Here is an 11,970-nt window from a genome sequence, read left to right on the forward strand (position 1 = left end):
TCAATGTGAAAGTGCCTGCCGGTAGACGGCCAGGTAGCTGGCGGCCGCGCTGGCCCAGTCGGCCGGGCGGCGCATGGCATTGGCGCGCACGGCGCGCCAGTCGGCGGGCCGGCGGTACAGCGCAAAGGCGCGACGCTGGGCCCGTTCGTAGGCGGCGCCGCTGAAGTCATCGAAACAGAAACCATTGGCCTCACCGCTGGCCAGGTCTTCCAGCGTGCTGTCGACCACCGTGTCGGCCAGGCCGCCGACCCGGTGCACCAGCGGCAGGCTGCCGTACTTGAGTCCGTACATCTGGGTCAGGCCGCACGGCTCGTAATGCGAAGGCACCAAGGTGACGTCGCCGCCGCCGAACAGGCGATGCGCCAGCGGCTCGCTGTAGCCCAGCGTGACGCTCACCGCTTTGGGCGAGCGGGTGGCGCGTTCGCGAAAGGCGGCTTCCAGCGCCGCATCGCCGCTGCCCAGCACGGCCAGCTGGCCACCCTGGGCCAACAAGGCGTCCAGGCCCTGCAGCACCAGCTGCAGCCCTTTTTGTTCGGTCAGACGGCTCACCACCACGAAGAGCGGTGCGTCGGCATCGGGTGCCAGGCCCAGCGCCTCCTGCAGCGCCGCCTTGCAGTACGCCTTGCCGCCCATCGCGCGCACGTCGTAGCGCTCGGGCAGCAGGATGTCGGTGGCCGGGTTCCAGACCTGGTCCTCCACGGCGTTGAGAACGCCGGAGAGCACGTCGGCACGATGGCGCAGCAGCCCGTCCAGCCCGAAGCCTTGCTCGCTCGTCTGGATCTCGCGGGCGTAGGTCGGACTCACGGTGGTGAGCCGGTCGGCAAACACGAGGCCGCCCTTCATGAAAGACAGCTGGCCGTGGTATTCGAGTCCGTGCACGCGGAAGGCGGCCGGCGGCAGGCCCAGCTCGGCAAAGTGACGCGGATGGAACAGGCCCTGATACGCCAGGTTGTGAATGGTGAACACGCTGCCCACCTTGGGCTTGCCGTTGGGCGGCGCGAAAGCCAGGTAGGCTGGCGCCAGCGCCGCGTGCCAGTCGTGGGCATGCACCAGTTGCGGCTGCCAGCCCGGATCCAGCCCTTGTGCCAGGCGGGCCGCCGCCCAGCCCAGCAGGGCAAAGCGCCGATGGTTGTCGCCGTAGGCATGGCGCGAAGCGTCTTCGTAGGGATTGCCGGGCCGCTCGTAGAGGGCCGGCGCATCGATCCAGTAGACCGGGATGTCGGGTGCGCCTGCGGTGGCGATGCGGCCCAGGCGCAACCCCACGCGTTCGCCCCAGGGCGCATCGAATTCGGCCACGATCTGCGCATCGCGCACGCCGGCCGCGATGGCCGGAAAGCCGGGCAGCAGCGCCCGCACATCCTGCCCGGCCGCCAGCAGGGCCAGGGGCAGGGCACCGGCGACGTCCGCCAAGCCGCCGGTCTTGAGCAGAGGAAAGATTTCGGCGCTGACCTGGAGGATTCGCATCAGGGCGTGGTCAGGCGTTTGAGCATCTCGCGCGTCACCAGCACCACGCCGCCCGCGGTGCGCTCGAAGCGCGCCGCATCCAGCACCGGGTCTTCGCCGATCACCATTTCTTCGGGCAGCACGCAGGCGCGGTCGATCACCACGCGGTCGAGCCGGCAGCCGCGGCCCACTTCGACGTCGGGCAGCAGCACTGCTTCGTTGATCTCGCAAAAGGAATGCACGCGTACGCCCGAGAACAGCACCGAGCTGCTGACCTTGGAGCCTGAGACGATGCAGCCGCCCGAGACGATGGTGTTGACAGTCATTCCATGCTTGCCGTCACGATCGAGCACGAATTTGGCCGGCGGCAGTTGACGCTGATAAGTCCAGATCGGCCAGTCGGTGTCATAGATGTCCAGCTCTGGCGTGATCGAGGCCAGATCGAGGTTGGCTGCCCAGAACGCATCAATCGTGCCCACGTCGCGCCAATAGGCCGGCGCATTGCCGCCGCGTCGGGCCCGAGTGACGCAGGACATGCTGAAGGGATGCGCCGCCGCCCGTCCCGCGGCCACCGCGCGCGGGATGATGTCCTTGCCGAAGTCGTGGCTGGAGGCCGGATTGCGGTTGTCTTCTTCCAGCAGCTGGTACAGGTAGTCGGAATCGAAGATGTAGATGCCCATGCTGGCCAGCGCCAACTCCGGCTTGCCCGGCATGCCGGGCGGATTGGCGGGCTTTTCCAGGAACTCGGTGATCTTGCGGTCGGCATCGATCGCCATCACGCCGAAGGCGGCGGCTTCCATGCGCGGCACCTCGATGCAGCCCACGGTGCAGCCGCGGGCCTGCTTCACGTGGTCCATCAGCATGATCGAGTAGTCCATCTTGTAGACATGATCGCCGGCCAGCACCACCACGTAGTCATGCGGCGTGGAGCGGGCCTGGATGATGTCCAGGTTCTGGTAGACCGCGTCGGCCGTGCCGCGGTACCAGTGCTCGTCGCCCACGCGCTGCTGCGCCGGCAGCACGTCGACCATCTCGTTGAGCTCGGCCCGCAGGAAGCTCCAGCCGCGCTGCAGGTGGCGCATCAGCGAATGCGACTTGTACTGCGTCACCACCGCCATGCGCCGGATGCCCGAGTTCAGGCAGTTCGAGAGCGCGAAGTCGATGATGCGGAACTTGCCGCCGAAGTACACGGCGGGTTTGCAGCGCCGGTCGGTCAGCTGCTTGAGGCGGGCGCCCCGCCCGCCGGCCAGCACCAGCGCGATGGTGCGGCGTACCAGCTGGTGTGCCTGCAATGGGGAATTGGATGTCGTGCTGCGGTCGTCCATCTTCTTTGCCTCCTTGCTTGTGGTCTTCGGGCTCAGCCTACGCCCGCTGCGGTGCCTTGCGCAACCCACAAGCTGACCGGCGGCAAGATGGGCTGGGGCGGCAGCGCGGCGGCGTCCTGCGCGCCATCCGTGGCCAGGCGCAGCTGCCAGTGGCCAGGCGGCAGGACGAAGCGCTGCGGCTGCTCTTGCGCGTTGATCAGCAGCAACCATCGTGTTTGCGGCGCCGGCATGTCGAAGAGGATGGCCATCGCGTGCTGGCCACTGGCTTCCCAGTCGGCGCCGGCCATGGCCTGGCCGTCCGGCCGCAGCCAGCACAGCGCCGCTTCGCCGGGCGCGGGGTGCACGGGCCACCAGCGTTGGCTGCGCAGGGGGGCGGCCTCGCGCCGCAGCGCCAGCAGCCGGGTCACGTAGTCGGCCAGGCCAGTGTCGGCCTGGGGCCAGGCCAGCCAGGTGATGTCGTTGTCCTGGCAATAGGCGTTGTTGTTGCCGCGTTGGCTGTGGCCCAGTTCGTCGCCCGCCAGCAGCATGGGTGTGCCCTGGGACAGCAGCAGGGCGGCCAGCAGCACGCGCGAAAGGCGCGCCCGCTCGGCCAGCACCGCCGGGTTGTCGGTGTCGCCTTCCACGCCGCAGTTGCGGCTCAGGTTGTGGTGATGGCCGTCGCGGTTGTGCTCGCCGTTGGCCATGTTGTGGCGCTCGTTGTAGCTGACCAGGTCGCGCAAGGTGAAGCCGTCGTGCGCAGTGATGAAATTGACGCTGGCCGTGGGCGCGCGGCCGTCATGCCGGAAGTCTTCGCTGGAGCCGGCGAAGCGGTGCGCGAATTCGCCCAAGGTTGCGCTTCGGTGCAGCCAGAAGGCGCGCTGGGTGTCGCGAAAGCAGTCGTTCCACTCCAGCCAGCCGGGCGGGAATTCGCCCATCCGGTAGCCGCCGGGCCCGATGTCCCAGGGCTCGGCGATGAGCAGGCAGCGCGACAGCACCGGGTCTTGCGCCATGGCGGCCAGGAAGGGCGCCTTGGCGTCGAACTCGCCGGCGGGCCTGCGCCGTGCCAGCACCGGCGCCAGATCGAAGCGAAAGCCGTCGACGCCAAGCTCGAGCACCCAGTAACGAAGGCTGTCCATCACCAGTTGCAGCACGCGCGGCTCGGTGAGCTTCAGGCAGTTGCCGCAGCCGGTCCAGTTCTCGTAGAGCGCCGGGTCGTCCTGCCGCAGGTGGTAGTACAGCGTGTTGTCCATGCCGCGCAGGCTCAGCGTGGGGCCCAGTTCGTCGGTCTCGGCGCTGTGGTTGAACACCACATCGACCACCAGCTCCATGCCGCGCGCATGCACGGCGTCGGCCAGCAGCCGGAACTCGCTCGCGGGGGTGGTGCCGGGCCGGCCGCTCCAGTAGCGGGCCTCGGGTGCGAACCAGCCGATCGGGCTGTAGCCCCAATAGTTGCGCAGGCCCTGCTTCAACAGTCGCTCTTCGTCGGCGCGGTGCTGCACCGGCATCAGGTTGAGCGAGGTGATGCCCAGGCGCTGCAGGTGGTCGAGCACCGGCGCTTCGGCCAGGCCGGCAAAGGTGCCGCGCAACTCGGAGGGCACGGCCGGATGCAACTGCGTGTGGCCGCCCACGTGCAGCTCGTAGAGGACGCGCTCGCTGGGTGAAATGCGCGGGCGTGCTGGCTGCTCGGGCGACAGCGGCAAGGGCGCGGCCACGCGCGCTTTCAAGGCGATGGCGGCGTTGTCGCGCAGATCACGCGCCTCGGGTTGGCCAACGACATGGCCGAGGAACAGGTCTTCGCCGCCGTACTCGCCGACGATCTCGCGGGCATAGGGATCGAGCAGCAGCTTGGCAGCATTGAAGCGCCAACCCTCGTGCGGCGCCCACGGTCCGTGCACCCGGTAGCCGTAGACCAGGCCAGGCCGCGCGCTGGGCAGCCGGCCGTGCCAGCAGCCGTCGGTGCAGGCCGGCAGCCGCAGGCGCTGCTGTTCGAACTGGCCGCTGGGATCGAACAGGCACAGCTCGATCGCTTCCGCGTGCGGCGCGACCAGGGCGAAGTTGATGCCGCCTTCCGGCGCCGGCGTGGCGCCCAGCGGGTAAGGTGAGCCCGGGCTCAGCATGCCGTCCTCGTCATGCCAGCACCCACATCAGCGTTGCAAGCGGCGGCAGCGTCAGCACCAGAGAGTGCGTCCGCCCCTGCCATGCCAGCGCTTGCGTCGGGACTACGCCGTTGCCCACGCCGCTGCCGCCGTAGATCGCGCTGTCCGTGTTGATGATCTCCCGGTAGGCGCCCTCCGCCGGCACGCCCAGCCGGTAGCCGTGCCGCACCACCGGCGTGAAGTTGCACACCACCAGCACGAAGCGGCCATCGCTCGCCTTGCGCACGAAGGCGAAGACCGAATGGGCCTTGTCGTCGTGCACGATCCATTCGAAGCCCTGCGGCTCGCAATCCAGCTCGTGCAGGGCCGGGAAGTGCCGATACACGGTGTTCAGGTCGCGCACCAGGCGGTGCATGCCCTGGTGCAGCGCGTGCTGCTCCAAGAGGTGCCAGTCCAGGCCGTGGTCATGGTTCCACTCCGCGTACTGCGCGAACTCGCCGCCCATGAACAGGAGCTTCTTGCCAGGGTAGGCCCACAGGTAGCCGTACAGGTTGCGCAGGCCGGCAAACTTCTGCCATTCGTCGCCAGGCATGCGGCCGAGCATCGAGCCTTTGCCATGCACCACTTCGTCATGCGAGAGCGGCAGCACGAAGTTCTCGCTGTGCGCATACATGAGGCCGAAGGTCATCTGCTGGTGGTGGTGCGGGCGGTACACCGGATCGAGTCCGACATAGGCCAGGGTGTCGTTCATCCAGCCCATGTTCCATTTGTAGTGAAAGCCAAGCCCGCCGTCGTCGGGCGGCCGGGTCACGCCGGCAAAGGAGGTGGATTCCTCGGCGATGGTGGCGGCACCGTGCCGCTCCACGCCCACCACCCGGTTCATGCGGCGCAGGAAGTCGATGGCCTCCAGGTTCTCGCGGCCGCCCTGCACGTTGGGCAGCCAGTCGCCCGCTGCCCGGCTGTAGTCGCGGTACAGCATGGAGGCGACCGCATCCACCCGCAGGGCGTCGATGCCGTAGCGCTCCAGCCAGTACAGGGCATTGCCCACCAGGTAGTTGCGTACCTCGGTGCGGGCGTAGTTGAAGATCAGGGTGTTCCAGTCGCGATGGAAACCCTCGCGCGGATCTGCGTACTCGTAGAGAGCGCTGCCGTCGAAGTTGCCCAGGCCATGCGGGTCGGTCGGAAAGTGCGCCGGCACCCAGTCCAGGATCACGCCCAGGCCGGCTGCATGCGCGGCTTCGACAAAAGCGCGGAAATCCGCCGGCGTGCCGAAGCGCGAGGTCGGCGCGTACAGGCCGATCGGCTGATAGCCCCAGGAGCCGTCGAAGGGATGCTCGCTCACCGGCAGCAGCTCCAGGTGGGTGAAGCCCAGGTCGCGCGCGTAGGGCACCAGGGTGTCGGCCAGTTCGCGGTAGCTGAGCCACGCATTGCCGTTCTTGCGCCGCCAAGAGCCCAGGTGCACCTCGTAGATGCTGATCGGCGCGGCGCGGCCATTGGCTTGGCGCCGGCCTTCGGGCATGGGCACCGGCGGCGGCAGCGGCTGCACCACGCTGGCGGTTTCGGGCCGCAGCCTGGCGGCAAAGCCGTAGGGGTCGGACTTGCGCAGCACGTCGCCGCGCACCGACAGGATCTCGTATTCGTAGCCGTCGCCCGCTGCCACGTGGGGCGCGAAGATTTCCCACACGCCGCATTCCCGGCGCAGCCGCATCATGTGGCGCCGGCCGTCCCACTGGTTGAAATCGCCGACCACCGAGACGCGCCGCGCATTCGGTGCCCACACGGCGAAGGCGACTCCGCGCACCCCGTTGATCTCGGCGAGGTGCGCGCCCAGGCGTTCGAAGGGCCGCAGGTGCGTGCCCTCGGCCAGCAGCCAGACGTCGGTGGCGCCCAGCACCTGGGGAAAGCGGTAGGGGTCTTCCAGCTGCGAGCTGTGCGTGCCCCAGTCGACCTGCAGCAGATAGCCCAGGCGCGCCTCGGCCGCCGGCACCAGGGCGGCAAACACATCCGATGCGCCCTGGCGCTCCAGCTCGGCCAGCAGCCATCCGGAACTGGCCTGCACCACCGCCACCGAACGCGCGCCCGGCAGCAGCGCGCGCACGCACAGGCCGTCTTCGTCCTGGTGCGGGCCGAGCACGGCAAAGGGGTCGCCATGCTCGGCACGCATCAGGGCGCGGATCTGGGCTTCAGGCAGTCGCGGCATCGACGGGCGCTCCCATGAACACGCCGTAGGGCGGCAGCTCCAGCATCAGGTCGCCGTCGAAGCGTGCACCGATAAAGGGCGATCCGGACAGCGGCACCAGCATCTGCGGCAAGCGCAACTGCGCCGTGCCTTCCGACAGGTTGAAGATGGCCTGCAAGGCGGCTTCGCCCGCGCGCCGCTCCAGGCAGAGAAAGGGCTCCGGCGCTTCCAGGAAGCGCATGGCGCCTTCGCGCAGCAGCGGCTGGCGGCGGCGCCATTGCAGCAGGGCCCGGCTGAAGTTGAGCATGGACAGCGGATCGAGCGCCTGGCGGTCCACCGCCAGCGGCAGGTGCAGTTCCGACACCGGCAGCCAGGGCTCGGCCATGCCGGTGCTGAAGCCGCCATTGCCGGCCTCGGCCAGCCAGGGCATGGGGGTGCGTGCGCCGTCGCGGCCCTTGAACTCGGGCCAGAAGGCCAGGCCATAGGGATCCTGCAGGCGCTCGAAAGGCACCTCGGCTTCGGGCAGGCCCAGCTCCTCGCCCTGGTAGATGCTGGCGCTGCCGCGCAAGGAGAGCAGCAGCGCCAGCCACATCTTGTCGCGTCGCGGGTCGGCCAGGCCGCCGGCATTCCAGCGGCTCGCGACGCGCGGCACGTCGTGGTTCGACACCGCCCAGCAAGCCCAGCCGCCGGTGGTGGCCAAAGCCTCGTCGAGGGCCTGCACCTGGGTGCACAGGTGCCCGGCGCTGTGCTCGCTGGTGAGCAGGGAGAAACTGTAGGCCAGGTGCAACCGTTTGCCGCGCTCGGTGTAGCGGGCCATCACCGGCGGGGCGTTTTCGTCGCCCACCTCGCCCAGGCCGACGGCACCGTACCGGTCGAGCAGCTGGCGCAGCCGCTCCAGGAAGACCAGGTTCTCCGGCTGGCTCTTGTCATGCAGGTGCTGCTGCATGGCGTAGGGGTTGTCGGCCCGCACCGTGCTGACCGTGCCTCCATCGGCGGGTGGGTTGTTGCGCAGCTGCGCATCGTGAAACTGGTGGTTACACGCATCGAAGCGGAAGCCGTCGACACCGCGTTCGCACCAGAAGCGGACCTCGTCCAAGAGGGCTTCCTGCAGCGCCTGGCAGTGGAAGTTGAGGTCGGGCTGCTCGGCCAGGAAGCTGTGCAGGTAATACTGGCGCCGGCGCGAATCCCATTGCCAGGCCGAGCCGCCGAAGACCGAGAGCCAGTTGTTGGGCGGGGTGCCGTCGGGCTTGGGGTCGGCCCAGACGTACCAGTCCGCCTGGTCGTTCTCGCGGCTGTCGCGGCTGGCGAGGAACCAGGCGTGCTGGTCGGAGGTGTGCGACAGCACCTGGTCGATGATTACCTTCAGGCCCAGGGTATGGGCGCGTGCCAGCAGGGCGTCGAAGTCGGCCAGGGTGCCGAACATCGGGTCGACCGCGCGGTAGTCGGCCACGTCGTAGCCAAAGTCCTTCATGGGCGAGCGGAAGAAGGGCGAGACCCAGATGGCGTCCACGCCCAGGCCGGCCACATGGTCCAGCCGCGCGGTGATGCCCGGCAGGTCGCCGATGCCGTCACCGTTGCTGTCCATGAAGCTGCGTGGGTAGATCTGATAGATCACGGCGCCGCGCCACCAGTCATTGCCGTCGATGCCCATGGGTGTGCACCTTTCTGGTTCATTTCATTGTGTCACGCGAGAACCGGGCCAAGCTGACGTCAGCGAGCGTGGGGTCGGAGCCGCGATAATCCTCACTCCTGCACGTTTTTGGCCTCCCCGCAGCGCCGAAGCCCTTGTCGAGATCGCATGAATTCCAGCTACAAACCCGCCGACGTCGAATCTGCCGCCCAAGGAAAATGGGCGTCCGCCGACGCCTACCGCGTGACCGAGGACGCGAACAAGAAGAAGTACTACGCCTGCTCGATGCTGCCCTATCCCAGCGGCAAGCTGCACATGGGCCACGTGCGCAACTACACGATCAACGACATGCTCACGCGCTACCTGCGCATGAGCGGCTACAACGTGCTGATGCCCATGGGCTGGGACGCCTTCGGCCTGCCGGCCGAGAACGCCGCCCTGAAGAACGGCGTGCCGCCGCACGCCTGGACGATGGACAACATCGCCTACATGAAGGGCCAGCTGCAGGCCATGGGCCTCGCCATCGACTGGAGCCGCGAGGTCGCCACCTGCGACCCTGGCTACTACAAGTGGAACCAGTGGCTCTTCCTGAAGATGCTGGAAAAGGGCATCGCCTACCGCAAGACCCAGGTGGTCAACTGGGATCCGGTCGACCAGACCGTGCTGGCCAACGAGCAGGTGATCGACGGCAAGGGCTGGCGCACCGGCGCCCCGGTCGAGCGGCGCGAGATCCCCGGCTACTACCTGAAGATCAGCGACTACGCGCAGGAGTTGTTGGACCACACCCAGCACAAGCTGCCGGGCTGGCCCGAGCGCGTTCGCCTGATGCAGGAGAACTGGATCGGCAAGAGCGAGGGCGTGCGCTTCGCCTTCACCCACGACATCAAGGACCACGACGGCAACTTGATCCAGGACGGCCGCATGTACGTGTTCACCACGCGCGCCGACACCATCATGGGCGTGACCTTCTGCGCCGTGGCGCCCGAGCATCCGCTGGCCCTGCACGCGGCGCGCACCAACCTGCAGGTGGCCAATTTCATCGACGAATGCAAGGCCGGCGGCACCACCGAGGCCGAGCTGGCCACGCAGGAAAAGAAGGGCGTGCCCACGGGCCTGACCGTCACCCATCCGATCACCGACGAGCAGGTGCAGGTGTGGGTGGGCAACTACGTTCTGATGAGCTACGGCGACGGCGCCGTGATGGGCGTGCCGGCACATGACGAGCGCGACTTCGGCTTTGCCAACAAGTACAACATCGACATCATCCAGGTGGTGCTGGTGGAGGACGAGCCGCACTTCGACTATCACAAGTGGCAGGACTGGTACGCCGACAAGGAACGCGGCATCACCATCAATTCCGACAACTTCTCCGGCATGGGCTACCAGGAGGCCGTCAAGGCGGTGGCGCACGCGCTGGAGCAGAAGGGCCTGGGCGCGATGCAAACCACCTGGCGCCTGCGCGACTGGGGCGTGAGCCGCCAGCGCTACTGGGGCACGCCGATTCCGGTCATCCACTGCGAGGAACACGGTGCGGTGCCGGTGCCCGAGAAAGACCTGCCGGTGGTGCTGCCCACCGACTGCGTGCCCGACGGCCACGGCAACCCGCTGATCAAGCACGAGGGTTTCCATGCCGGCGTGACTTGCCCGGTGTGCGGCAAGGCGGCGCGCCGCGAGACCGACACCATGGACACCTTCGTCGACAGCGCGTGGTACTTCATGCGCTACTGCGACCCGAAGAACAGCGAGGCCATGGTGGGCGAGGGCGCCCAGTACTGGATGCCGATGGACCAGTACATCGGCGGCATCGAGCATGCCATCCTGCACCTGCTGTACGCGCGCTTCTGGACCAAGGTGATGCGCGACCTGGGCCTGGTGAGCATCGACGAGCCCTTCAGCAAGCTGCTCACGCAAGGCATGGTGCTCAACCAGATCTTCTTCACCCGCAATGAGAAGGGCGGCAAGGACTACCACTCGCCATCGGAAGTCACGCCCAAGCTGGACGAGCACGGCCACATCGTCGGCGGCCATCTGGCGGACGGCACCGAGGTGCAGTACGGCGGCGTCGGCAAGATGGGCAAGAGCGAGCGCAACGGCGTTGACCCGCAGGACCTGATCGAGAAGTACGGCGCTGACACCGCGCGCCTGTACACCATGTTCACCGCGCCGCCGGAAGCCACGCTGGAGTGGAACGACGCGGCGGTGGAGGGGTCCTTCCGCTTCCTGCGCCGGGTCTGGAACTACGGCGCCGCGGTCAAGGAACTGGGTGGTTCGGATGCCGGCAGCGGCAAGGCGACGGTCTACGGCAAGGCGGCCAAGGCGCTGCGCCACGAGGTGCACACGGTGCTGCGCCAGATCGACTACGACTACCAGCGCATGCAATACAACACGGTGGTGTCGGGCGCCATGAAGCTGCTCAACGCACTGGAAGGCTTCAAGCCTTCGGATGCCGGCGATACGGCCGCGGTGCGCGAGGGCTTTGGCATCCTGCTGCGCTGCCTGTATCCGGTGACGCCGCACATTGGCTGCGAACTGTGGCAGTCGCTCGGCTTCGACAAGGCGCACGGCGACCTGCTCGACGCGCCCTGGCCCACGGTGGATGAAGTCGCGCTGGAGCAGGACGAGATCGAACTGATGCTGCAGATCAACGGCAAGCTGCGCGGCGCGCTGGTGGTGCCGGCGACCGCTTCCAAACAGGAAATCGAGGCCATGGCCCTGGCCTGCGAGGATTTCGTCAAGCACGCGGAAGGCGCCACGGCCAAGCGCGTCATCGTCGTGCCCGGCCGCCTGGTCAACGTGGTCATCTGATGGCGACCACATCACGCCGTTCGCTGCTGCTGGCCACCGGCTCCGTGCTGGCCCTGGCCGGCTGCGGCTTCAAGCTGCGGCAGGCGCCGGACTTCGCCTTCCAGACCATCGCCATGCCCACCAACACGGCCTACCTGAACCAGCTGCACCGGGCAATCGGCATCAGCGGCAAGCTGAAGGTGCTGCCCATGGCCGAGGTCGATCAGGCCGAGACGGTGTTCGAGGTGCTCGGCGAAACGCGCGACCGCCTGGTGCTGTCGACCAACTCGGCTGGCCAGGTGCGCGAGATGCAGCTGTTCCTGCGCGTGCGCTTCAAGCTGCGCACACCGGCCGGCAAGGAATTGATCCCGCCCTCGGAAATGATGCAGTCGCGCGACATCACCTACAACGAGACGGCGGCGCTGGCCAAGGAAAGCGAAGAGCAGCTCTTGTACCGCGACATGGTGAACGACATCGTGCAGCAGACCCTGCGCCGGCTGGCTGCGGTGAAGGCGATCTAGGTGGGGGCTCGAT

General features: G+C 67.8%; 7 protein-coding genes. 2 read left to right on the plus strand and 5 right to left on the minus strand.

Features of this window, described 5'->3' with window-relative positions; translation table 11 throughout:
• The 5 genes from glgA to ACIPRI_RS08165 are packed head-to-tail and all read right to left on the minus strand — an operon-like array spanning nt 1 to nt 8,673.
• Nucleotides 1-1,464 (minus strand): glycogen synthase GlgA, encoded by a 1,464-nt coding sequence (gene glgA, locus ACIPRI_RS08145; protein WP_446620916.1) that lies wholly within the window; start codon nt 1,462-1,464, stop codon nt 1-3.
• Nucleotides 1,464-2,768 (minus strand): glucose-1-phosphate adenylyltransferase, encoded by a 1,305-nt coding sequence (gene glgC / locus ACIPRI_RS08150; RefSeq protein WP_446620917.1) that lies wholly within the window; start codon nt 2,766-2,768, stop codon nt 1,464-1,466. The genes glgA and glgC overlap by 1 nt, the downstream gene beginning before the upstream one ends.
• A gap of 32 nt (nt 2,769-2,800) precedes the next feature.
• On the minus strand, nt 2,801-4,864 hold the full coding sequence (gene glgX / locus ACIPRI_RS08155; RefSeq protein WP_446620918.1) for a glycogen debranching protein GlgX: 2,064 nt from the start codon (nt 4,862-4,864) through the stop codon (nt 2,801-2,803).
• 10 nt (nt 4,865-4,874) lie between these two features.
• A complete protein-coding gene (gene glgB / locus ACIPRI_RS08160; protein ID WP_446620919.1) occupies nt 4,875-7,043 on the minus strand; it encodes a 1,4-alpha-glucan branching protein GlgB in 2,169 nt (722 codons plus the stop codon).
• Nucleotides 7,027-8,673: an alpha-glucosidase gene (locus ACIPRI_RS08165; protein WP_446620920.1), complete on the minus strand. Its 1,647-nt coding sequence runs from the start codon at nt 8,671-8,673 to the stop codon at nt 7,027-7,029. The genes glgB and ACIPRI_RS08165 overlap by 17 nt, the downstream gene beginning before the upstream one ends.
• 147 nt (nt 8,674-8,820) lie before the next feature.
• Here ACIPRI_RS08165 and leuS point away from each other — a divergent pair, with 147 nt between their 5' ends.
• Nucleotides 8,821-11,457 carry a leucine--tRNA ligase gene (gene leuS / locus ACIPRI_RS08170; RefSeq protein WP_446620921.1) on the plus strand — a complete coding sequence of 879 codons (2,637 nt, stop codon included), beginning with the start codon at nt 8,821-8,823 and terminating at the stop codon, nt 11,455-11,457.
• Nucleotides 11,457-11,957 carry an LPS-assembly lipoprotein LptE gene (locus ACIPRI_RS08175; RefSeq protein WP_446620922.1) on the plus strand — a complete coding sequence of 167 codons (501 nt, stop codon included), beginning with the start codon at nt 11,457-11,459 and terminating at the stop codon, nt 11,955-11,957. Before leuS ends, ACIPRI_RS08175 begins: the two co-directional genes overlap by 1 nt.
• The last annotated feature ends 13 nt before the right edge of the window (nt 11,958-11,970 follow it).

The sequence above is a fragment of the Variovorax sp. LARHSF232 genome (assembly GCF_052871435.1).